Raw genomic sequence first — 22,559 nt, forward strand, 5'->3', positions numbered from 1 at the left:
CACGCCACTGCGGTGCGCCCGGCGCGCCGTACCGGCAGGAGTTTTCCGTGCAAAACCGACTCTTCATCGATGGCCGCTTCGTCGACGCCCTGAGCGGCCGAACCATCGACGTGCTGAACCCGCACGACGGCTCGCTCATCACGCGCGTGGCCGCCGCCGAGGCGGCCGATGTCGACCGGGCGGTCGAAGCGGCGACGCGCGCCTTTCCGGCCTGGTCGAAGCGGGATGCGGCCGAGCGTGGCCGCCTGCTGCTCAAGCTGGCCGACCGCATCGACGAGTGCACGCAGGAGCTGGCCGAGCTGGAGTCGCTCGACACGGGCCATCCCATCCGCGACTCGCGCGGGATCGACGTGCCGCGCACCGCCGCGTGCTTCCGCTACTTCGGTGGCATGGCCGACAAGATCGAAGGTTCGGTGATTCCGGTGGAAAGCGGATTCCTGAACTACGTGCGCCGCGCGCCCATTGGTGTGGTCGGCCAGATCGTGCCGTGGAATTTCCCGCTGATGTTCACCAGCTGGAAGATGGGCCCGGCGCTGGCCGCCGGCAACACCGTCGTGCTCAAGCCGTCGGAGATCACGCCGCTGTCCTCGTTGCGCATCGCCGAGCTGATGGCCGAAGTGGGCTTTCCGGAAGGCGTGGTGAACATGGTGCCCGGTTACGGGGTCAGCGCCGGCCAGCGCCTGGCCGAGCATCCCGGCGTGGGCAAGATCTGCTTCACCGGCTCGACCGCGACCGGCCGACGCATCGTCGCGGCCTCGCAAGGCAACCTCAAGCGCGTCCAGCTGGAGCTGGGGGGCAAGGGCGCCAACATCGTCTTCGAGGACGCGCCCTTGGAGGCGGCGATCAACGGGGCGGCCTGGGCGATCTTCCACAACCAGGGACAGGCCTGCATCGCCGGCTCGCGCCTGCTGCTGCACGAGCGCATCGCCGACGAGTTCCTCGAACGTTTCATTGCGCTGGCCCGTTCCATTCGCATCGGCAACCCGCTGGATCCGCAGACCGAGATGGGGCCGCTGACCTCGGCCGAGCACCATCAGCGCGTGCTGCAGTACGTGCAGATCGCGCACAACGAAGGCGGTCGCCTCCTTGCCGGCGGTCAGCGCCCCGCCGCGTTCCCCGACGGGTACTACCTGGAGCCGACGGTGGTGGCGGCCCAACCCACCGATCGCGTGGCGCAGGAAGAGGTCTTCGGTCCGTTCGTGACTGTGCTTCGCTTCAGCGACGACGAGCAGGCATTGGCGATCGCCAACGGCACCGAGTACGGCCTGGGCAGCGGACTGTGGACGCGCGATCTGTCGCGCGCGCACCGCATGGCCTCCGCCATCAATGCTGGCATGTGCTGGATCAACTGCTACAAGCGGGTTAACCCGGCCAGCCCGTTTGGCGGGATCGGCCGCTCGGGGTACGGCCGCGAGATGGGGTTTGAAGCGATCCACGACTACACCGAGGCGCGCTCGGTCTGGGTGAACGTGGACGCTACGGTTCCGCCGTACTACCGGCGCTGAGGGCTTACCGCATGGACCATTTCGTCTACCAGGGCCTGCCGTCGCGTGTGGTGTTTGGCTGGGACAGCCTGCAGCGCTTGCCTGAGGAGCTCGACCGGCTGGGCATGGCGCGCGCGCTGATCCTGACCACGCCGGAGCAGAAGGCGTTGGGTGAGCAGGTCGCCGCCCTGATCGGCGAGCGCGCCGCCGGCGTGCTCGCCGAGGCCGTGATGCACGTGCCGATCGAGGTGGCGCGTCACGCGCGTATCGAGTCCGCGCGGCGGGGGGCCGACGGTTGCATTGCGGTCGGTGGCGGCTCGACGATCGGCTTGGGCAAGGCGATCGCGATGGAGTCCGGTCTGCCCATTCTGGCCATTCCCACCACCTACGCCGGCTCGGAGATGACGCCGGTCTACGGCATCACCGAAAGCCGGTTGAAGAAGACTGGCCGCGATCCGCGCGTATTGCCGCGCACGGTGCTTTACGACCCCACGTTCACCCTGACCCTGCCGACGGCGCTGTCGGCCAGTTCCGGCATGAACGCGATGGCGCACGCGGTGGAGGCGCTTTACGCGCAAGACGGCAATCCGATCGTGGGGCTGATGGCAGTGGATGCGATCCGCGCACTGGCGCGTTCGCTGCCCGCGATCGTCGACGATCCGAAGGACCGGGCGGCGCGCAGCGATGCGCTGTATGGCGCCTGGTTGGCCGGCACCTGCCTGGGCTCGGTGGGCATGGCCCTGCACCACAAGCTGTGCCACACGCTGGGCGGGACGTTCAACCTGCCGCACGCGGCCATGCACGCCGTGCTGCTGCCGTACTCGGCGCACTACAACCACACCGTGGCACCGCATGCCCTCAATGCCGTAGCCAGCGCCCTGGGCGGCGAGCATGCGTCCGAAGCCGGGCCGCGACTGCAGGCTCTGAACTACCGGCTGCACCTGCCGACTTCGCTGGCCGCGATCGGCATGCCGCACAGCGGCATCCGGGAGGCCGCGGAACTGGCCTGCGCCAATCCGTACTACAACCCCCGGCCGTTTGATCCGACCTCCATCGAGGCGTTGCTCACCGCCGCCTGGCACGGCGACCGCCTGGCCTGACGGTGCTCGCATGAACGCCACGACTCGCCACTTCGCGGTCATCGCCTTCGACCGGCCCGGCATGCGCGAGCAACGCCTGGCGTTGCGTGCTGGCCACCGCGCGTACCTGCGTGCGCCTGAACCGCATCGGGTGACCGTGTGCCTGGGCGGGCCGTTGCTGGACGAGGTGGGCATGTGCGGCACGCTGCTGGTGGTGGAAGCTGACACGCGCGGAGCGGTCGAGCGCTTCGTGCAGGACGACCCGTATGCGCGCGCCGACCTGTTCGAGCGTGTCGACATCCGGCCGTGGCAGTGGGGCCTGGGCAATCCGGACGTGCCGGCATGACGATGTCGACGCAGCACCTGCTGTGCGCGCTGGACACGATCGCCGATGGCGGTGCGTGCGTCGTCGACGCACCGCTGGCCAGCGGCGATACGCCGGTGGTGCTGGTGCGACGCGGCGTGCGGGTGTGGGGCTATCTCAACCGCTGCCCGCACTTCTCGCTGCGCATGGACCACCGCGCCGGTCACATCAACACCTACAAAGGCCAGGTGCTGATGTGTGCGCACCACAGCGCGTTGTTCCGTTTCGAGGACGGCCACTGCATCGAGGGGCCTTGCGCGGGTGCCACGTTGACGCCGGTGCCCGTGCGCGTCGTCGGCGACGCGGTGCATCTGACCGACCAGGAGCCGCGGCCGAATACCTCATTGGAGGGGCCATGATCGACAAGACCATTGCCTCCATCGCCCAGGCGGTGGCGGACATCCCCGACGGCGCTACGGTGATGATTGGCGGCTTCGGCACCGCAGGCCAACCCGCGGAGCTGATTGATGCGCTGATTGAGCACGGCGCACGCGATCTGGTCATCGTCAACAACAATGCCGGCAACGGCGAAACCGGTCTGGCGGCCCTGCTGAAGGCGCGCCGGGTTCGCAAGATCGTGTGCTCGTTTCCGCGCCAGGCCGATTCGCAGGTGTTCGATGCGCTCTATCGGGCCGGCCAGATCGAGCTCGAACTCGTACCACAGGGGAACCTCGCGGCGCGGATCCAGGCCGCCGGCATGGGCCTGGGCGGCATCTTCACTCCGACCGGGTACGGGACGCGGCTGGCGCAGGGCAAGGAAACCCGCGAGATCGATGGCCGGCATTACGTGCTGGAGCTTCCGCTCAAGGCCGACTTCGCGCTGATCAAGGCGCATCGCGGCGATCGCTGGGGCAACTTGGTGTACCGCAAGGCCGCGCGCAACTTCGGGCCGATCATGGCGATGGCGGCGCAGGTCACGATCGCGCAAGTCGCGCAGGTCGTGTCGCTGGGCGAACTGGACCCGGAGGCCATCGTGACGCCGGGCATCTTCGTGCAGCGCGTGGTCCAGGCCGCGCAGGAGCCCGTCGCATGATCCGGCTGACCCGCGAACAGATGGCGGCGCGCGTGGCACGCGACATCCCCGAAGGCGCTTACGTCAACCTGGGCATCGGGCTGCCGACGCGGGTGGCCAACCACCTCGCCGCCGATCGCGAGATCTTCCTGCACAGCGAGAACGGCCTGCTGGGCATGGGGCCGGCGCCGGCGCCGGGCGAGGAGGATCCCGAGCTGATCAACGCGGGCAAGGAGCCCGTCACCCTGCTCACCGGCGGTTGCTTTTTTCATCATGGCGACTCCTTCGCCATGATGCGCGGCGGCCATCTGGACATCTGTGTGTTGGGTGCGTTCCAGGTGTCCGAGCACGGCGACCTGGCCAACTGGCACACCGGGGCGCCCGATGCGATTCCCGCGGTGGGCGGGGCTATGGACCTGGCGATCGGGGCCAAGCAGGTCTTCGTGATGATGGAACACCTCACCAAGGCCGGCGAGTGCAAGTTCGTGGCGCACTGCAGCTACCCGCTGACCGGCGTGCGCTGCGTGAATCGCGTCTACACCGACCTGGCGGTGATCGACATCACCGCACAGGGCTTGCTCGTGCGCGAATGTGTGGACGGGCTCTCCTTCGATGAACTCCAGCGCCTGACGACGGTGCCCCTGGTGTGGGCGCCGGACGGCCATTGAGACACGCCATGCACAACGCCTACATCTGTGACGCGCTGCGAACGCCCTTTGGACGCTACGGCGGCGCATTGTCGAGCATCCGCGCCGACGATCTCGCCGCGTTGCCGATCCAGGCGCTGATGCAACGCAACCCCGACGTGGACTGGTCTGCGTTGGACGACGTGGTGTACGGCTGTGCCAACCAGGCCGGCGAGGACAACCGCAACGTGGCTCGCATGGCCGCGCTCTTGGCGGGGCTGCCCGAGACGGTGCCCGGCAGCACGGTCAACCGGCTGTGCGGGTCCAGTCTCGACGCCATCGGCGTGGCCGCGCGCGCGATCCGCAGTGGCGAGGCGGCGCTGATGATTGCCGGCGGCGTGGAAAGCATGTCGCGCGCGCCGTACGTGATGGGCAAGGCGGGCGAAGCCTTTGGCCGCACCCAGTGCATCGAGGACACCACCATGGGGTGGCGGTTCGTCAATCCGGAGATGAAGGCGCGCTACGGCGTCGACACCATGCCCGAGACGGCAGAGAACGTGGCCTTCGAGTTCGACATCTCCCGCGCCGATCAGGACCTGTTCGCACTGCGCAGCCAGCAGCGCGTAGCGGCCGCGCAGCAAGCCGGTCGCTTCGCCGATGAACTGATTGCTGTGTCCGTCCCGCAGCGCAAGGGCGAGGCCCTGCGCTTCGATCGCGACGAACATCCGCGTGAGACCTCACTGGAGGCGCTGGCTCGGCTCAAGGGCGTGGTACACGCGGCCGGGACCGTCACCGCCGGCAACGCGTCGGGCATCAACGACGGAGCCGCCGCCCTGCTGCTGGCCAACGACGACGCGGTGCGCCGCTATGGCCTCACGCCGCTGGCGCGTGTGCTCGGGGTCGCGTGTGCGGGCGTGGCACCACGCGTCATGGGGCTCGGTCCTGTGCCGGCCATCGGGAAGCTGCTCGCGCGCCTGGGGATGAGTCTGGATCGCATCGACGTGATCGAACTCAACGAAGCCTTTGCCGCCCAGGCCTTGGCGGTCATTCGGCAGCTCGAGCTGGCCGACGACGACCCCCGCGTGAACCCCAATGGCGGCGCCATTGCGCTGGGCCATCCGCTGGGTGCCTCCGGGGCACGGCTGGCCGCGACCGCGGCATGGCAGCTGGTGCGCAGTGGAGGCCGGTACGCCGTGTGCAGCATGTGCGTTGGTGTGGGCCAGGGCATCGCGCTGGCAATGGAGCGAATCTAAGCGCGTTGCATCGAACGCAGTCGGTAACGCGCCCCCCCACCGCTTCAAGACGGATTTCCGGTCCGCACGTGCGCGACTCACGGTAGCAGGCGCTCCTGCGGAGCGACGCAGCCCAGTGGGCATGCGCAGACCACCGCAGACTCGATACGCGAACCCACGTGTGCCCCGAATGCGAAAAGGGCAGGCTTGGTGCCCTATTTCAGGGGTAGCAACTGCAAGCCGTTCAATGTATCGGTCAGGGACCTCGGCGCATGGGCAAGGCTGGCCGCCCGCGCAGCCTTCTGTCGCTGTGCGCTCCACTCATGGCGAGCCCGCCACCGGTGCGATGGCCGAAAGAAGTTCTGAGGCGGCAGTTCAATGAAGCCGGCCGTTGGCAGGAACGCAGCCAGCCGGACGTTGTGAACACACTCCACGTAGGTGGCATCCCATGGATTGAGCGCGTCCGCGATCGCCAGGAAGGCGGTGAACCAGCCACGACCTTGCACCGTCGAGCTCACGCAGACACTCGCGATGTCCAGCGTAGTGGCGGCCTCGTCCACGCAAGGCAATGAACGCACGCTCCGCCGTAGGTAGAGGCTCGTCCCGTTGCGCTTCAGATCAATGCTGTTATGGACGGTGCCGGCGTCGATCAGCTCCAGCCAGCGCACAAACTGAGCTTCAATCGTCGGCAGTCGCCATAGCGCTTTTGTGCTCGACCAGGAATCCGCCTCAGCCATGCTCATTTACCTTTCCGACCTGCCGCTGTGCATGCGCATACATTTGCGAACGCAGCCGATGAACAAGCACCGCGCACGTAGAGCGGTGCGATTGACGTTCACGGTGGATCCTGCTGCTGCGTCGCACGCACCGCCGCGCGAACCTTGCATCGCACGTAAACGCCCAATGCCAGGCCCAGGATCAACATGACCAGGCTGCCACCGATCGCCAGCCAGCCCACCGGTTCCAGAAAGATCTCGCGCAATATCGGGTGCATAGGATGCTCCTTTGTCGTGGGTGCGCCGCGTTGACGTGGCGAGTAAGCGACACCTTGATTCCCTCAGCATCCCGCATTGCCTCCGCGATCACACACGCGTCCCGCGCAGGAAGGACGGCGGACGATGCTGGGGTGCCACAGCATCGTCCGCCGTACGGCCGAATGCGGCCGCAGGTGCGAGCAATACAACCGCAGACTCCGTTCGGAGTCCGGAGCCCCCTGTATGCGGTTGTGCGCTCGCCAAACATCGCATCGTTGCGAGGAGGGTGGCGGGCGACGCAGGGGGTCCACGTTCCATCGCACAAAACGTTGTGTCCACGCCGCCCGCCATAGCCTGAGGGGGTGTCGGCGGACGACGCGATCTCAACCATCGGGTTGGGAGAAACGCGGTGGAGTGTTTCGCGCCGTCCGCCAAACTTCCTACGACCGCAGTATCATTCGGTGCACAAACCGGGACTTGATCGCACGCAATTTGATGCTCTATCCATGTGCGAATCGGGGTCTGCGAGGTTGCCAGTTGTGTCGGATACTTCATCCGGGCGCAGGGCTTTCGGCGGCTCGATTCGATAGGCGAAATCGTGGATGCGCGTTGAGAGCTGCCGAATAACAGGCACCAGCGAGCCAGGTCCCGTGGGAGGTTACACGTACTACTACGAGTCGGACGTGTACCGGTTTTGCGAAGACGACGTGTGCTTCGTGGCGCGAAGCCACACCGATGAACCGGACGAAGCATCTTGGATGCGTGCGGAGATTCAGGGCAACGCGCGCGTGATCAACGAGAAGGAGTTGGTAATCGCGGCGTTCTCTGTGATGACCATCGGCGTGATAGCGCCTATTGAGTAAGAGATCCAGCGACTTCGTGCACGTGGTGGGTTGGCTTCTTGGCCTGTGCGCTGGTTTGGCCTTGTTAGCACTGCGGCCAGTCGCTGAGGAGCAGGGTCACGGAGCGCCGACCGTGCCGCGTAGGGAATACAGGGGCTCCAGCAGCCATTCGTACAATTTTCGGCGCTCGCTGAGGATGTCCGCCTCCAGCACCATGCCCGGACGCAATGGCTCGGCTTTCCCGTAGGCGGTAACGGTCTGCTTCTCGATCTCCACCAGCACGCGGTAGTACGGTTCCGACGGCTGGTTGCCTCCCGCAACAGACACCGTTTCACCCGAGTTGATCGCGCTGCGCGAAACCCGGATCACCCGACCGACATGGTGGCCGAACTTCTGGTGCGGATAGGCCTGGTAGCGGAGCAGGACCGTATTGCCCGGTTCCACGAATCCGATAGCGTGGCTCGGCACCAACAGATGCGCCTGCAGGGCGGAGCGCTCGGGCAGCAGGCCGAACATCGGCTGCCCGGCCTGGACAGCTTGGCCGGGTTCAACCAGGCGGCTTGCCACCAGCCCGCCGACCGGAGCCTTGATCAGCAGCTCGCCGCTGGCCTCCTGCTGCACCCGCTCCTGCCCGATTAGGGTCAGGTCGCGCTCGGTGGTCGCCATGTACGAGATGCGCTGCGCCGCCAGTTCCTGCAGCGACTGCTCCATCTGGACGATGCCCCGCCGGATGGAGGTGGCCTGGAGTTCGAGCACCTGCTGCTCGTTGACGAGCTCCAGCACGGCCTGCTCCTGCTGATCGAGTTGCACCGCACTGACAAACTGTTCGTCGGCGATGCGTCGGTAGCGCTCCACCGTGGCGCGTCCCAACCTGACCTGCTCGCGGCGGGTTTCAACGGCGGCCTGCACCTGCCGCAGTTCTTCTCGAGCAGCGACCAATTGACGCCGGGTGCCGGCGACCTGGGCGTCGATCTGCGCCACCTGGGACCGGCCCAATGCCGTGATGCTGGCGCCGCGCATATGCAAGCCTTCGCGGATTGCCTCGAGCGAATCCTGCCCGTCCGCCAGCGCCCGCGGCACGTCGATCCGCGCCAAGGCCGCGCCATGCGCAATCGAGTCGCCTTCCTCCGGGAAGATCCGGCCTACCACGCCGGCCGCGGGCGCCACCACCGTCGATAGCCCCAGGTCCGGGACCAGTTGGCCGGTGACGCGGGAGCGGCGGCTGTATTCCCCGAAGAGCAGAAAGCCCACGACGGTCGAGGCAACCATGGTCGCCGCTGCGGCCAGTACCCACAGCCGGACGGGCTGTGCCAGCGAGATGGTGCCCAGATGGCTGCTGCCCTTCGCCTCCAGGACCTCGCGCCGGAACAGGTTCTGACTCATGTGTGCCCCCCAAGCACCCACCGCACCACAAAGGTGCGGTGGGTGGATCCGTTACGGGGCTCGGCAGCTCGGGCCGCTCGCTGCCGCACCGCCACCGAGGCCAGCGCCGAGCATGCCACCCAGGAACGCGCCTGCAGCGGTGCCAAATCCCGGAACAATCGAGCCGAGTGCGCCGCCGATGAGGCCGCCAAGCGTGGCACCCATCCCTCCGCTGCTCATGATGTTGCTAGCGCACTCCTCTGCCTGCTTCTGCTTCGAAGAGTCCAGGCCACCGCAAACAAGCTCGATTTGCGAAGAACTAAGCTGCCTCATCTTTGATACTCCTTGTTAAGTAACACATCGCGCGGCTCCTACCTTTAGGGAGAAGTCGCCCGATTCGATTTGCGCCAGAGAGCAGCGCCAAAGAAAATTCCGGAAATGACACCAGCCGGTGCAGCCTTGATTAAGGCTGCACCGATTTGACCCATTGCAAATCCAGAATCACCGACTGCGCTCGCCACTACGGAAACGAGCACAGCAGCTATAGCTGCAGTCGTAAATGCAGCGAACAGCAGTGAAAAGGCCAGGACTTTCATTGCGGGCTCCTTCTTGGCTATGTACTTGGTGCGAAGCGATCCACGCGATCCGCATCTGATTCGACTGATGTTGTCTGCGTACGCAGCTCCTGCACGATCCGCCCGCCGCGCATCACCAGCACCCGGTCCGCGCTGGCGATGGTTTCCGGGCGGTGGGCGATGATGATCCGGGTGAGCCTGAGTCCGCGCACGGCTTCATTGACCAGGCGCTCGCGCTCCACGTCGAGATGACTGGTGGCTTCGTCCAGGAACAGGATGCGTGGGCTGCGGTAGAGCGCCCGCGCCAGAATGACACGTTGCTTCTGACCGCCGGACAATGTGGTGCCCATGTCGCCGATCAGGCTGTGGTAGCCCATAGGCATGGAGAGGATCTCGTCATGGACCGACGCGAGGCGCGCCGCTTCTTCTACGCGCCTCAGGTCGTAGCCATCATCGCCAAAGGCGATGTTCTCGGCCACGCTGCCGGCGAAGAGCTGGTCGTCCTGCATCACCGCGCCGACCATCCGGCGATATTGCCGGTGCCCCAACCGGTCCAGCGCCCAGCCGTCGAGCGAGATGGTGCCTTCGGTAGGGGGCAGCAATCCCAGCAGCAACTTGACTAGCGTGGTCTTGCCGCAGCCCGATGCACCGACAATCGCAATCGATTCGCCGTCCTCAACGGCGAAGCTGCAGTCCTTAAGGACCCATGGCTCACCGTCCGCGTAGCGGAAGCCAAGTCCCTCGACAAACAGGCGCGCGCTGGCGAACCCCCCGAACGCGGCGATGGATGCTTCGCTTCGTTCAGGCTCGGCGAGCACGATGTCGGCCAGGCGCTCGCCGTGAAGGCGCAACATCCGAAACTCCACCCACTTGTCGATCAGGCCGGACACGCGCTGCGCGAACTGGTCCTTGTAGGCCAGATACGCCACCAGCATGCCGACCGAGAACACGTTCTGAAGGGCAAGCACGGCACCGATCCAGATCACGGCGATGCGCTCGATGCCGAACACGAGCTGGCTGGCCGAGCCGAAGCCGAGGGTGAGCCGGGCCAGTCTGACGTCCTGATTGACCGTGTCGTGCATCAGGGTCGCGTAGGTCGCCTGGCGAACGGGTTCGCACCCGGCCACCTTCACCGACTGGATACCGCGGATCGACTCCAGCAGATGGGTCTGCTGCTTGGCTGCCTTGACCAGTTGCTGCTCTGTGCCATCCCGGACCGGTCGGTAGGCGAGGGCGCGCAGCCCCAGGTACAGCGCGACGGCCAGCAGCGTGACGAGCGCCAGCTTCCAGCTGTACAGGAGCATCATGCCGAGGGTGACCACGGCCATCAGGCCGTCGATGATCGCCTCGACAAAGCTGGTGGTCAGCGTCCGCTGGATGGCTTGGACCGCCCCCATGCGAGAGGTGACATCGCCCAGATGGCGCTTCTCGAAGAAGTCCAATGGCAGCTTCAGCAGATGGCTGAAGACATTCCCCATCCATTGCAGCCCAAGCCGGGTGGACAGGTAAATGACGGACCAGCCACGCAGCAGGCCGATGGCGACCTGCAGCAGCAGCGCGAGACCGAAGCCGAGCCCCAGCACGGTGAGCAGATCCCGGTCGGCAGAGACCAGCACCTGGTCGACCACCCACTGCATGAAGAAGGGGGCCAGGATCACGAACACCTGCAGCGCGATCGACAACGCCAGAATCAGCGCCAATGCCGGCCACAGCCCTGTGATGCGACCGGTCAGCTGTCGGATGGAGATCGCCGGTCCAGCTTCCTGAGGCTTGAAGTCCGGGCCGGGCGCCAACTCCAGCGCGATGCCAGTGAAATGCTTGGAGACCTCCGCGAGCGTCAAGACGCGTCTGCCAACCGCCGGGTCGTGCAGGGTGACTTTCCCGCCACGCACGCCTGTCAGCACAACGTAATGATTCAAGTCCCAGTGCAGGATGCACGGCATAGTGAGCTGGGCAAGGTGCTCCAGCTCAAGCCGAAGCGGACGACACACCAAGCCCAAGTCGCCCGCGATCGAGATCAGCCGCTTCAGCGGTGCGCCCTTCAGGGATAGCGGATACCGACGCCTGAGCTCGCGCAGCCCGACCTTCGATTGGTGATGTGAAGCGACCATCGCGAGGCAAGCAAGGCCGCATTCCGAGGACTCGGACTGAAGGATGACTTCCATGTAGGTTTCTGGAGGCGCTGAGGTGCCGGAGGTTCCCTTGGGCGGCGTGTCGATCAATGCTGCTCTGTGAGTCGCCTTGGCGATGGGGAGTCCGCTGGAAGATCCCCATGAATTGCCGACGTCATCGAAGCTTTGCGGGAATACATCCGATGAAGGTGCGCATACAGACCTTGGCGGCCAAGTAGCTGCCCGTGTGTGCCGCACTCAACGATTCGCCCTCGATCGAGCACCAGGATCTGATCGGCGCGCTCGATCGTCGCTAGCTTATGGGCGATCACCAGCGTGGTGCGGTTTGGCGTGAGGCGATCTAAGGCATCCTGTACCAGTCGCTCCGACTCCGGATCGAGCGCGGCAGTCGCCTCATCGAGAATCAGGATCGGCGCGTTCTTGAGAAGGGCGCGGGCGATGGCAATTCGCTGTCTTTGCCCGCCTGAAAGCCGTCCGCCCTTCGGTCCGACGTGGCACGCCAATTTTCCAGGCAGGCGCTCTATAAACTCGTCGGCGTTTGCGCTGCTCACTGCGCGCGCGAGTGACTCTGGGTCTGCTTCGTGCATGTCGCCATATGCGACATTCTCTGCGATCGAACCGTCGAAGATCGGCACCTGCTGGGAGACCATTGCGATCTGCCGGCGCAAGTCCTCTAATCGATACGTGTCTAATCGATGCCCATCAAGAAGGATTTGCCCCTCCTCGACATCGTAGAAGCGTGGGATGAGCTTGGCCAAGGTCGATTTGCCGCTGCCAGAGCGCCCGACAATGGCGGTCACTGTGCCCGGACGCGCTACAAAGCTCACGTCCAGTAGGGTTGGCTGACCTTCCCCGGGGTAGCGGGCCGTGACGTTCCGGAACTCAATCAACCCTTCGGAACGTGTTATCCGTCGCGTTCCCGTGTCTGGCTCATATGGACTATCTAGGACATCGAATACGCGTTCGGCTGAAACGATGCCGCGTTGCCACATACCTTGAACGCTGGCGAGCTGCTTAAGTGCAGGCAATATCGCCATCATGGATGCCATCAGTGCGACGAAGTCGCCGGCCGTCAGGTGCCCTCGTGCCGCTTCGCGGCCTGCAAAGTAGAGTAGAAGAGCCAGGCAGCCGGCGCCGATCAGTTGCACCGTGGCGGACGATAAGCTGCGAGTGGACTCACCCTTCAGGTTGAGCTTCAGTACGGCGCTCGCCTGCGTCGCATATCGCTCCAGTTCAATGCCCTGGGCGCCGTAGACCTTGATGTCCTGCTGGTTCGAGAGTGTCTGGTCAGCCAGCTGAAGCAGGTTCGCGCTACCTTCTTGAGTCTGATGGCTGATCAACCGATGCCGGCGGCCGATCTTGGTCACGGCCCAGGCTAAGGGAGGAGATAGAAGGAGGGCCGCCACGGTGAGTTGCCAACTCGTCCACAGCATTACGACGAGCATGGCGACTATCTGAAGTGACTGCTGGACGAGCACCTTCAGGACGTCGACGGCTGCCTGAGATGCGTGGTCGCTGTCGGAACCCAAGCGAATGAGCTTGGCTTGCACGCTATCTCGATCAAGGCGTGATGCGGACATTCGGAGGTACTTGTCGAACAGGCGGATCCGCATATCTCGGGAGACCCCACGGCCGGCCTTTGCCATGAAGATGTCCACTACATAGCCGAAGAGCCCTCGCGCCAGGAAGATTCCGACGATCAAGAGCGGTAGGTAATAGCGGGTGCTCCCCTCCCCGTCATTGAGAAAGGTCGTATCGACCAGGGGCCGCATCAGTTTGGTGAAGGCGCCGGAGAGACCTGCCTCCACAATGGATGCCACCAAGGCAAGTCCGATATGGAGCCGGTACGGCGCCGTGAAGGCAAGAACCCGCCTCTCGATTCTCATCTTGATTCAGCCGTCCCTGCTGCCCCCGCTCAATCGAGCTGGACGATACCCGCGAGTGATCCGATGCCGGGAGCGCACACACCTTGTGTGTGCGCTCCGCCGTTACAGCTAATTAGCGCGTAACAAGCAGCCACGTCTTCAGCAAGCTCGCGAGGCTGCTGCTCGCGTCGCCGTATGGGGCTGGATCGTTCGCGTGGCACTGGGGAACGCCACCACCGGACACGAGTTCAATCTCGACTGCGTTGAGATCACGCATTGCACATCTCCTTGTTTGCGATCATGGGATCTACCGCGCTAGGCGGCGAGCTTCCGCCACAAGACTGGCGGTGCCTCACAGTACGAAGATGAATGATGTTTGGAATTGCTTCGCATCAAGGTGGCTCAGCTGCAGATCGGATAGGCGCAACTCCGCGTCGGGACAACAACTGCTGCGCGGCTTCGTGCAGGGAGAGTCCACCTTGCAATTTCTAGCGAGATTCAGAGTGTCGAAGCCTGTTGTGTAGTCACATGAGGTCCGCAGCGCTACTACTCCGGCATCTTGGATCGGGCGTGCCTTGCATATGCAGTGACCGAAATGCGCAAAGTGAGTCCGGATATGCGTGTGGTGGGCGGTCGGCCCGATTCTGATCCGGTGAGATGGGGAGGAGTACTCTGGGCAGATGCTCGGCGAGGCCTACCGGTGGATCGATAGCGTGGAGGGTAGCTATCTCCAGCTACGGGCCGGGTGCGTTGCGCGCGTGAAGGCAGTGCCACCCGATCGATGGGGATGCCGGGCTCATGTCGAAATCTTCGAGTTCAGGCAGGTCAGTGGACCAGCGCCAAGCATTATGAAGGGGAAGCTCTGGGTGGAGGCCTACCTCGAAGGGCGGTCCCCCTGGATCCACAGAGGGCCGCCAAAACGGTGGGTCGGGCCTAAGGCAGTCGTTCGAGTGCGCACACCGGAGGAAATCCATGAATGGCAGCGACGGGAGGCTGAACTATCAGTGCGTTTGATGCGCGCTGCCGGCTGGCGAGAGCCGCCTGCGGAGAAGGCGCCGGACGCCAAGTACAAGCCACGCCGCAACTGGTCATGGTCGCCATAACGCTCAGGTCGATCCGAGCGCCGGTCAGCGCAGCGACTCGATCAGCCCAGATGCATCCCGCACCTATAGCTGCTTCGTTGAGTCGCCGGATAGTGCTTATCTCGACTGCCCAGATTGGCGAGTACGACCTTTGATTCTACTTGCAGCTTGTGCGGCAACCCCCGCAACGAGTGCCAATAGAAGTAGGCGAACCCAGTCAGTGGCTATGGCGCTGAGCGGAAAAGATGCCAGTAGAACCGACAGGGGTACGATCAGGAACTTAGCGAGCTCGACCATAATTTCTATGTCCCTCGGTCAAATGGCTGGAGCCGACTCAAGCGGCTCCAGTCCTGTTCACATTACTTGACAGCGTACCTTACGCGAATGTCCTTGCCGCCAGTGACAGACCAGCCACTGGAATTATTCGCAACCAACGCACCCCCGATGCAGCCGAGCGCGCCGCCGATGTAGCCACCGAGATAACCGCCGATCGCGCCGCCAATCGCGCATCCAACGGTTTCGCCAGAAACGCCAGCGCCTCCGGAAATAGCTTCAACTTCTGCTTGGTTCAACACTCTCATAGAACTCCTCCATGGTGATAAGTGATGTTCCTATGCCGGCCACGAGCAAGTGGCGGCGTAGCTACCGTACGGGGATTCGAGCCCTAAGGAATTGCCAGATATCAAGCGACGTGGAGGGGGAGCATGGCAAGCGCCATGCGGGCTGTGGCAGAAGATCACCGAGCGGAAACACACATAGGTTGACCACCGCCAGGCATTGCGAAGGGGAAGTAATCGTTGCCGAAAATCGCCAGACTGGCGATCACCTACGGCGAACAACATTCTTCATAGATGCTCCTTCCCTGTTGAGTTGCACGTTGGACTTCAGATCTGGTTAGTTCGGTTTCATATCGCTGGCGCATCAGGTCGTGCATTGAATCGCTCCTGCCAGTTGCCAGCGTTCCTGCGTGGAAATATGCGTAGGCGAGTACCGGGTCCCGTTTCGTCAAGATTCCGTTCGCGTAAGCGCCGGCGAGCATCGACAAGGCATCGACGCTGCCAGTCAACGCGGCGCGGTGCATGTAGCCCATTGCGTTTCGACGATAAGCCGCAACCGCTTCGGGGTCGGCTATGAGCTCGGGTCCACTTCCAACGATGGACGTAGGGTCAACGCCGTACATCAGTTGGGCGGGCAGGAAGCCCTTTTCTGCAGACGCCTCGAGCCAGCGAGCGGAGTACACACGCCATTGATTCACCGGGATGCTCTGACAGTCGCGGGGAATGAGGTTTTCGCGTTCGGTGGACGGTGCGGACCTTATCGCCGCCTCCCATTCACTCCTGCATGCGGAGATCTTTCGATAGATCTCGAATGCGGCAACTTCATCGCCTTGCTGGGCGAGCGGAAGCAGGCTCGCGATGACTTTAGCTGCGTCACCAGGCCGGGGATTAAAGCTCTGCTGTAGCAGGAAAGCGCGTCCCTTGAGGCGCTCCACCGCGAATTTCTGCGGAGCATGGGTCAAAGGTGGCGATTCCGCTGCAGATTGAGCGCTATCGGTTACGAGCGTCGCTTCTTTTTTCTGGCCAGCAGAATCCAAGGTAACTGCGTGCTGCGCAGGCTCCTCTTGCTCAGTGCTTGCGAAGTATGCGAGTCCGCCGAGAACTACCAAGATTGTTGCGGCGGCGATTGCATAGTCCTTTCGCCGATCAACTGCGCTCGGTTCCATGAGTTCCCCTCTGAGGTGATAGGCTGGACTACGCACCTAACGCGAATGCGTACGCCTATGCACGGAAGGCAGATTCCTGCAACTGTAAGTTTCGATCTTCGCTATCCAGCTCGCTCAGAAAAATATGGCGCCCCGTTCGGGGCGCCATTTATCTGATGGCGCGATTAGGTGCTCGCCGGCATGCGTGGGTAGCGTCGTGAGGTCATCGCCTTCTGGACGAACGAACTCACTTCACTTGCGGCAAAAAGTACCAACGTAGACCAAAGCAACTGCCCGCGCGGAATTAGGCCGAATGCGAACAGAAAAACGCTAAAGGCGGCGGAGACTAGGAAGAATGCTGCGTGCACTCTCAGACTGAGTCTGGCAGGTCTCATCTAACGTCCTCAAAAGGCTTATTCGCTTGCTGCGTTGTCTGCTTTATCGCGAGGCGTAACGGATCGCCAGGCCCGAGCAGATCAGTGAGCCGCCCCATGCCGCCAACGCGACGCCTGTGCCAATGCCTGGGACAAGAAGCGCGCCGGCCAAGAAAACAGCGCCACCAAGTGACGCGCCGTACGCGGCGTCGTCACTTACTGCGCCATTCACGAGCGAAATTTCCTGAACGGTGAGCTCACGCATTGAACTTCTCCTTGTTTCAGAAACACTCACTGGCGGATGAGGTCCGTCCATCACGAGGCATGTGATGGCCTTTCCAAGGTAGTAGCAGGCGCAGTGCCCGAGTTGATTCTAGTCAAGGAACACAATTACGCAGTTTGATAGGCCTCTGATGTGCGCCGCGCAACTCACCCTCGCCTACGGTCTTCGTAGTCGATCGGCTCCATGATCGGTCAGGAGACGAAGCGGCGGCTATCGGCGGATGATCTGATCGCCATCTATCGCGCGCGAGTCCACCCTAGCAATCGCTAAGCCGGCGCCAAACAGGTGCTTGAGCCGGTTACGTGAATGGCGCGCAGGCTACCCGGCCAAACCTTCTTAGTTGATAAAAAACAAGGGCCCCGCCGAAGCGGGGCCCTGACATCGAGGACGCAGCTGGCTTGTTATCGCCCTGCTGGTCCTGCCACCGTTACTACCTTGCGGCCTAGCGGTGGTCTTGGTGGTCGGCAGTGCCGACGAATCGGGGCGAATGGTGCAAAACGGGATGTCGTCTGTCAATCAAATATCGCTATGTCGCCTTAACAGGATTGCGTAGGCGGCGCAAGTCATTGATTGGTAAAGATCGGGAAAGGTCTTGAGCAGGGGTGGCGGCCGCCGAGGTGCATGCCGCCGGCGCCGCTGAAGGGGTCCACAGGGCGCCGTCAATCCCCAGGCCTGCGGCGATCGCCCGGCGAACCTCCTGCAGGGTTTCGAGGTCGAGGCGAGGGTGGTCATACAGGCGCTTGCCGGTGGCACGATCGCGACCCAACTTGATCAGCTCGAGTCGTGCATGCGAGAACGTGTAGAGCATGTCGCACTTTGCCCAGCGGACACCGCCCGTGGCCTGCATGAACTTCGGCAGGAAGCGCACAGGGATCTGGCAGTGGTGCGTGCACACGGGGTTCGGCGGCGTGTTCGAAATCGGGACCACCGCGGCTAGGTCAGGCCTGCCCTGCAACTGGGGGCTGACGACAATCACCGCGCGGCTCTTGATCATCTCCGGCGCCTTGAAGCACACGGGGAACTCGCACATCAGGATGTCGCCGACCTTGGGCTTAAACCGCAGTGCCATCGAAGGCTCGAACTGTGAAGGTGGCCGCAGTGTAGCCGGGCCCAGCGCGGTGACGCAGTCTTGAATTTGGCAGACAGGGCAAGCTCGAAAAAGGCTGACCAAAAAGCTGACCAAACCCTGCCCAAACATGCCCACTGATGCCCAAAAGCAAAAGCCCCGCAGTGGCTGAAACCATTGCGGGGCTTAGATTTGACGGTTGGGCCGTCACATCAAATTGGCGGAGAGGGAGTGATCACAACCCGCAGTCCTAACAGCGGTCTTTGTCAGTTACCGCGAGACCTGCCGCTTGCTGCGGCGCTTCTCAATAGCCAGTATCGCCCAATCAACTACGCAATAGGAAATGCCCGCAACTCCTGCGGCAGAGAGAGCGAACGCCTCGTGCGGGACGACGGGCTCTATCAGGGAGACTACGGCAAGCATCTCGAAGAACATCGCAATTGGTCGGGCAGTTTCCATCGTCGTTCCAATCAAATAGAGGCTAGGGCTTATGTTCCGACCCAGCCCGAGGGAATGCTTGGCTACATACCTCACGCGAATGTTCCTGCCACCGGAAACGACACCGCTACCGCCGATCATGCCCCCGATGAAGCCACCAGGACCAGACTGCCACCCGCCTTATCGGAATCTAATGCCGCCGCTAACACTTCCTGCTGATTCAGGTCGCGCATTGCGCGACCCATATTTCTGGGTCTTGGGTTCACCGCCCAGGTGGCGAACATTCGCCGTCAAGATCGGCGGTGCGAACGCGGAGAGCAACGATCGTGGCGGCCTCGCGCAGAAGACCCATCCCGCACTTCTTTCGGCGGAGATATAGAGAACTAGAGCCCGTCGTACAGTCACATGAGTTCGACAGCATCAAGACTCGGTATCTCGGTTCGGGCGTGCTTCGCGCACGCAGACCGAAATTCGCAAACTGGCAAGGCATATGCGCTCGATCGGCTGGCCGAGCCGGTTCAGGGAGTCTAGGTTTGCGCTGAGCAAATGCTGGCGAGGCTGCCGGTAGATTCACAGCGGTGAGGGTAGCTATCTGAAAACTACGGCTGAGTGCGTGCACGTTCTCTACTTCGTGCCCTTGAGTTGGTAACGGACGGAAAGTCAATCGCATTGATTGTCCATCCGCATGTGCCGAAGAGCCCTCGCGCCAGAAGGGTTGCGACGACCAACAGCGGTAAGTATGGAGGGAGCTCCCCTTCCCGTCTCTGAGAAAGATCGTATCGACTAAGGGTTGCATCAGTTTGGTGAAGGCGACGGAGAGGCCTTCCTCCACTATGGATGGCAGCAAGGCAAGTCCAATACAGCCGGTACGGCGCGGCGAAGATAAGAATCCGTCTCTCGATTCTCATCTTGATTCGGCTGCGCCTGCCTGTTCGCGAATGACCCGATGGCGAGGCACACACGGCACGAAGCGGCCTGAACGAGTTATGGCGAGGCCGTCACCATGTCGCTGTCGAATACCTTCGGTGTGCTTTCGAAGTAGAGCACCTGAAAGGAAATGAAGTGCCGTGTCGCTTGGTGAATCACGCGCGACAGCAACATGAGGGAGTCCGGCAAGGCACAAGACCAGCATCCTTCGTTGAGCTCATGCGCCAGCGGCGCCAGCTGCGAGTCCTCCTTCAGCGTCTGGCGGAACTGCGCATAGCGCCGCAGGTATTGGATTGCCTCTTCGCTGCTCGAGACTTTCGGGCGGCGTATCAGCAGAATGGCGTGCATCGGCGTGACTCCGGTGAACTCGTTGGGCGAGCCGAGAACCCGCATGATCAAGGCGGCGGTCGCGTGGCTGCGCGCAGCGGACAGGGACAGCGCGGTAGAGCCGGTCCGCGCGCTACCGAGCGTCCGGCGATCCCGGGGTGAACTGACGAAGCAGGCGACTCATCGTGGCCGCTTTCAGGTTCGGGAGCCGGAATGCGAGCCAGCCAAAACCCGGATGCCGGATTGACAGCATGACCGCCTCCTCCCCGCACAACGTATGTACGTAGAAAGGCGGGGCGTTGGTGATGTCCTCTCCGCGCACGACGCCTTTGAGCCGCTGGGGCAATTCCGCAGGAACGGCTGACGGAAGGTGCGCGCGACGTTGGCCGAGGCCCGCGATGAGGGACTCGAGCTCGTCCAGCGCGAGCATATGGGGTCCGCTTCCCAGATCGATGGTGACGGTCCCGTCCTTGTTCGCGTTGAGGTGGATCGGCTTCGTTCTAATCACAAAGGCTTGCTCCTGTGTGCGTGGCAGCCCTGCCGGGAACACCATTTCAACTGACCTGCTTTGATGCTTCGACCTTGCGCTCGCCGTGCAGTTCATGGCGGAAGACATTGACCGTTAATGTGCAGTAGATACGGGCGGTGCGGTGTTTGGATAATCCGAACAGTCCTTTCGCGAAATAGCGAGGTCGGCATGGTGATCGCCGCCGCGTGCTCGCGCCTGCACAGCGCTCAGGAGCTCGACGTGGGTCGCACCTGGCAACTTGCTGCCATGAGGCCGCGCTGCATGCCGCCGACGAATGCATTTGCAAGCAGCGGTTCCGCCCGTTGGCTCATGTCCGCGCATTGCCGGTCGATAATCGCGGAGATCTCTTCGCGAAGATCGTCCATTCCGCCTAATCGCTCGATCATCACCGCCAGGGCTGTGGACAGAGCGGACGTGAACCCGATCAACTCCACCAAGGCCACCTTGTTCGCGACACCATCAAGCATCGCATCCAGGGCTTCGCGCAGCAGGTCTTCTTCGGGGCGGTCGGTCATGTCGACTGGATCCTTCGGATGGATGCGTGAAGCCGTGTTATCAGGTGGCCCGTCGATTCGAGCATTGCCGGCCGGCAAAGCAGATGCTCGGTCCTTGTGATAGGCGCGATGCGTCTCGCAGGTTCGATTCGCCGGGTTCATCGGTCGCTCGCATGCGATGGGCCGTGGTGCTCTCAGCGAAGACGTATTGAGCGCGATCAACGTCAGATCGCGATAGGGCTTCTAAGGTGCCCGCGAACGGATCACATCGGATCCATCGGCGTTACGGAGGTGGATGGATGACGCGCCCACGCGGTAAGGGCCTTCGTGGAACCGGGTCGCTGGCCGGGCTGGTCGCGCGAGTGTCGCGGGACGCGTCACAGGACCCGGTCGCGCCCGACGTCCTAGACCTTCCGCGAGCCTGCCCGCGACATCCGGCCTGCTTCGCACAGGAGATGGACCCGGAACGCCAACGTGCGATCGACGCGGGGTTTGCGGCGGCGCAGGCCGGCGACCTGTCACTGGTCATCCATACCGGTGAGATCACGTCGCCTTGGGTTGAAGGCTACCTGCGCGGTCGTCGCCAGATGCAGTGTCGCCAGAGCCAACGTTGCGCGATTGGCGCCCTCTGACCCACAGATGTTTGTGTGCTCATTCTCGTCTTCCCTGATCGGTAATTGTTCGTGAATCTGACGCCTCCCAGCTTTCCACTCTTCTTCATCTCCGTAATCTTCGGTGGCGCGGGCCTGGCCGCCAGGTTCGGCTACTTGCCAGAACTGGCGCCGTTCGCCTTCTCACTGGTGGCGTTCGGCTTCATCATGCTGGTGCTGGGATCACTGTTTCGCCGGCTATAGCCCACACAGCGCCTGTATGCCTGTAACTGGTTTGCGAACCGAGCCGGTACGCGCCGACGGATGGTCTGGATGACCCTCACGGTCTGAAGCGTTTGCCTGATACGGGCCAGGCACACGTGGTGCCTGAAGGGATTGATGCGGCGCAAGTTTGTGCCCGCAGCGCCTATCAGAATGGTCGTTCGCCCTGTGCGGAGTTTTTCCAATGCGCGATGATGCAGCCTGCGCGGCGGCGTCGCGTGCCACTCGGAGATCTGAATGAACGACCGCATCCGTCACGCCGGCCTGCGCGAGAAGCGCATGAGCGCCGAGCAGGCCGCCGCCCTGATCCGTCCCGGCATGACCGTGGCCATGAGCGGCTTTACCGGTGCCGGCTATCCCAAGGCCGTCCCGCAGGCCCTCGCCACCCAGATCGAGCAGGCACATGCGCGCGGCGAGCCGTTCCGCGTGAAGGTGATGACCGGCGCGTCCACCGCGCCGGAGCTGGACGGCGTGCTGGCCCGCGCCGAAGGCATCGAACTGCGCCTGCCGTACCAGTCCGACCCCAACCTGCGCGACCGCATCAATGCCGGCGAACTGAACTACATCGACCTGCACCTGAGCCACGTCGCCCAGCACACCTGGTTCGGCTTCTTCGGCGCGGTCGACGTGGCCGTGGTCGAGGTCACCGCCATCACCGAGGACGGCCGCCTGGTGCCGTCGTCGTCGGTGGGCAACAACAAGACCTGGCTGGACCAGGCCGACAAGGTGATCCTGGAGGTCAACCGCTGGCAGCCGGCGGGCCTGGAAGGCATGCATGACGTGTACTACGGCACCGCGCTGCCGCCGAACCGCAAGCCCATCCCGCTGGTGCATCCGGACGACCGCATCGGCGAGCCGTACCTGCGCTGCGATCCGGCCAAGGTCATCGCCATCGTCGAGACCGACGCACCCGACCGC

22 protein-coding genes and 2 pseudogenes are annotated in these 22,559 nt (G+C 63.3%); 11 read left to right on the plus strand and 13 right to left on the minus strand.

The window, feature by feature from the left end; all coding sequences use genetic code 11:
• Positions 1-47: 47 nt before the first annotated feature.
• The 7 genes from VFE83_RS09005 to pcaF are packed head-to-tail and all read left to right on the plus strand — an operon-like array spanning position 48 to position 5,818.
• Positions 48-1,505 (plus strand): aldehyde dehydrogenase family protein, encoded by a 1,458-nt coding sequence (locus VFE83_RS09005; protein ID WP_324905253.1) that lies wholly within the window; start codon positions 48-50, stop codon positions 1,503-1,505.
• Between the two features lie 11 nt (positions 1,506-1,516).
• Positions 1,517-2,584 (plus strand): maleylacetate reductase, encoded by a 1,068-nt coding sequence (locus VFE83_RS09010; protein ID WP_324905254.1) that lies wholly within the window; start codon positions 1,517-1,519, stop codon positions 2,582-2,584.
• A gap of 10 nt (positions 2,585-2,594) precedes the next feature.
• On the plus strand, positions 2,595-2,909 hold the full coding sequence (locus VFE83_RS09015; protein ID WP_324905256.1) for a YciI family protein: 315 nt from the start codon (positions 2,595-2,597) through the stop codon (positions 2,907-2,909).
• Positions 2,906-3,286, plus strand: a complete 381-nt coding sequence (locus tag VFE83_RS09020; protein ID WP_324905258.1) for a Rieske (2Fe-2S) protein — start codon at positions 2,906-2,908, stop codon at positions 3,284-3,286. The genes VFE83_RS09015 and VFE83_RS09020 overlap by 4 nt, the downstream gene beginning before the upstream one ends.
• Positions 3,283-3,960 carry a 3-oxoacid CoA-transferase subunit A gene (locus tag VFE83_RS09025; protein WP_324905260.1) on the plus strand — a complete coding sequence of 226 codons (678 nt, stop codon included), beginning with the start codon at positions 3,283-3,285 and terminating at the stop codon, positions 3,958-3,960. The genes VFE83_RS09020 and VFE83_RS09025 overlap by 4 nt, the downstream gene beginning before the upstream one ends.
• Complete coding sequence (locus VFE83_RS09030; protein WP_324905261.1) at positions 3,957-4,607, plus strand: 3-oxoacid CoA-transferase subunit B; 651 nt, start codon at positions 3,957-3,959, stop codon at positions 4,605-4,607. The genes VFE83_RS09025 and VFE83_RS09030 overlap by 4 nt, the downstream gene beginning before the upstream one ends.
• A gap of 8 nt (positions 4,608-4,615) precedes the next feature.
• Positions 4,616-5,818, plus strand: a complete 1,203-nt coding sequence (pcaF, locus tag VFE83_RS09035) for a 3-oxoadipyl-CoA thiolase (protein WP_324905263.1) — start codon at positions 4,616-4,618, stop codon at positions 5,816-5,818.
• A gap of 194 nt (positions 5,819-6,012) precedes the next feature.
• On the opposite strand, the gene VFE83_RS09040 is transcribed toward pcaF, so the two are convergent.
• On the minus strand, positions 6,013-6,540 hold the full coding sequence (locus tag VFE83_RS09040) for a hypothetical protein (protein ID WP_324905265.1): 528 nt from the start codon (positions 6,538-6,540) through the stop codon (positions 6,013-6,015).
• Between the two features lie 92 nt (positions 6,541-6,632).
• Positions 6,633-6,791 carry a hypothetical protein gene (locus VFE83_RS09045; RefSeq protein ID WP_324905267.1) on the minus strand — a complete coding sequence of 53 codons (159 nt, stop codon included), beginning with the start codon at positions 6,789-6,791 and terminating at the stop codon, positions 6,633-6,635.
• Positions 6,792-7,421: 630 nt separating this feature from the next.
• Between VFE83_RS09045 and VFE83_RS09050 the strand changes: the two genes are divergently transcribed.
• The gene (locus VFE83_RS09050) at positions 7,422-7,634 is read left to right on the plus strand and encodes a hypothetical protein (RefSeq protein WP_324905268.1); all 213 of its coding nucleotides are present in this window, start codon (positions 7,422-7,424) and stop codon (positions 7,632-7,634) included.
• 96 nt (positions 7,635-7,730) lie between these two features.
• Here VFE83_RS09050 and VFE83_RS09055 read toward each other — a convergent pair whose 3' ends face one another.
• From VFE83_RS09055 to VFE83_RS09105, 11 genes and pseudogenes are all read right to left on the minus strand, one after another.
• Positions 7,731-8,996 carry an HlyD family secretion protein gene (locus VFE83_RS09055; protein ID WP_324905270.1) on the minus strand — a complete coding sequence of 422 codons (1,266 nt, stop codon included), beginning with the start codon at positions 8,994-8,996 and terminating at the stop codon, positions 7,731-7,733.
• Positions 8,997-9,352: 356 nt separating this feature from the next.
• The gene (locus VFE83_RS09060) at positions 9,353-9,571 is read right to left on the minus strand and encodes a hypothetical protein (protein ID WP_324905272.1); all 219 of its coding nucleotides are present in this window, start codon (positions 9,569-9,571) and stop codon (positions 9,353-9,355) included.
• A 17-nt stretch (positions 9,572-9,588) separates the two neighbouring features.
• Positions 9,589-11,715, minus strand: coding sequence for a peptidase domain-containing ABC transporter (locus VFE83_RS09065; protein WP_324905274.1), 2,127 nt, complete (start codon positions 11,713-11,715; stop codon positions 9,589-9,591).
• A gap of 131 nt (positions 11,716-11,846) precedes the next feature.
• A pseudogene (gene msbA / locus VFE83_RS09070) lies at positions 11,847-13,568 on the minus strand (lipid A export permease/ATP-binding protein MsbA); the annotation flags it as partial.
• A 1,420-nt stretch (positions 13,569-14,988) separates the two neighbouring features.
• A complete protein-coding gene (locus tag VFE83_RS09075) occupies positions 14,989-15,210 on the minus strand; it encodes a hypothetical protein (protein ID WP_324905275.1) in 222 nt (73 codons plus the stop codon).
• 245 nt (positions 15,211-15,455) lie between these two features.
• Entirely contained in the window at positions 15,456-16,352 is an 897-nt protein-coding gene (locus VFE83_RS09080; protein WP_324905277.1) for a hypothetical protein, read from the minus strand.
• A 417-nt stretch (positions 16,353-16,769) separates the two neighbouring features.
• The gene (locus tag VFE83_RS09085; protein WP_324905279.1) at positions 16,770-16,970 is read right to left on the minus strand and encodes a hypothetical protein; all 201 of its coding nucleotides are present in this window, start codon (positions 16,968-16,970) and stop codon (positions 16,770-16,772) included.
• A 544-nt stretch (positions 16,971-17,514) separates the two neighbouring features.
• Positions 17,515-18,057 carry a type II toxin-antitoxin system PemK/MazF family toxin gene (locus VFE83_RS09090; protein ID WP_324905281.1) on the minus strand — a complete coding sequence of 181 codons (543 nt, stop codon included), beginning with the start codon at positions 18,055-18,057 and terminating at the stop codon, positions 17,515-17,517.
• Positions 18,058-19,476: 1,419 nt separating this feature from the next.
• A complete protein-coding gene (locus VFE83_RS09095) occupies positions 19,477-19,767 on the minus strand; it encodes a hypothetical protein (protein ID WP_324905283.1) in 291 nt (96 codons plus the stop codon).
• A gap of 112 nt (positions 19,768-19,879) precedes the next feature.
• Positions 19,880-20,362, minus strand: a complete 483-nt coding sequence (locus VFE83_RS09100; protein WP_324905285.1) for a hypothetical protein — start codon at positions 20,360-20,362, stop codon at positions 19,880-19,882.
• A gap of 119 nt (positions 20,363-20,481) precedes the next feature.
• Positions 20,482-20,931 carry a hypothetical protein gene (locus VFE83_RS09105; protein ID WP_324905287.1) on the minus strand — a complete coding sequence of 150 codons (450 nt, stop codon included), beginning with the start codon at positions 20,929-20,931 and terminating at the stop codon, positions 20,482-20,484.
• A gap of 293 nt (positions 20,932-21,224) precedes the next feature.
• On the opposite strand from VFE83_RS09105, the gene VFE83_RS09110 reads away from it, so the two are divergent.
• The 3 genes and pseudogenes from VFE83_RS09110 to VFE83_RS09120 form a co-directional block, all read left to right on the plus strand.
• Positions 21,225-21,401 carry a hypothetical protein gene (locus VFE83_RS09110; RefSeq protein ID WP_324905289.1) on the plus strand — a complete coding sequence of 59 codons (177 nt, stop codon included), beginning with the start codon at positions 21,225-21,227 and terminating at the stop codon, positions 21,399-21,401.
• A gap of 45 nt (positions 21,402-21,446) precedes the next feature.
• Positions 21,447-21,623 carry a hypothetical protein gene (locus VFE83_RS09115; RefSeq protein ID WP_324905292.1) on the plus strand — a complete coding sequence of 59 codons (177 nt, stop codon included), beginning with the start codon at positions 21,447-21,449 and terminating at the stop codon, positions 21,621-21,623.
• Positions 21,624-21,878: 255 nt separating this feature from the next.
• A pseudogene (locus tag VFE83_RS09120) lies at positions 21,879-22,559 on the plus strand (propionyl-CoA--succinate CoA transferase); the annotation flags it as partial.

The sequence above is a fragment of the Lysobacter sp. genome (assembly GCF_035655815.1).
Lineage (GTDB): Bacteria > Pseudomonadota > Gammaproteobacteria > Xanthomonadales > Xanthomonadaceae > Lysobacter_J.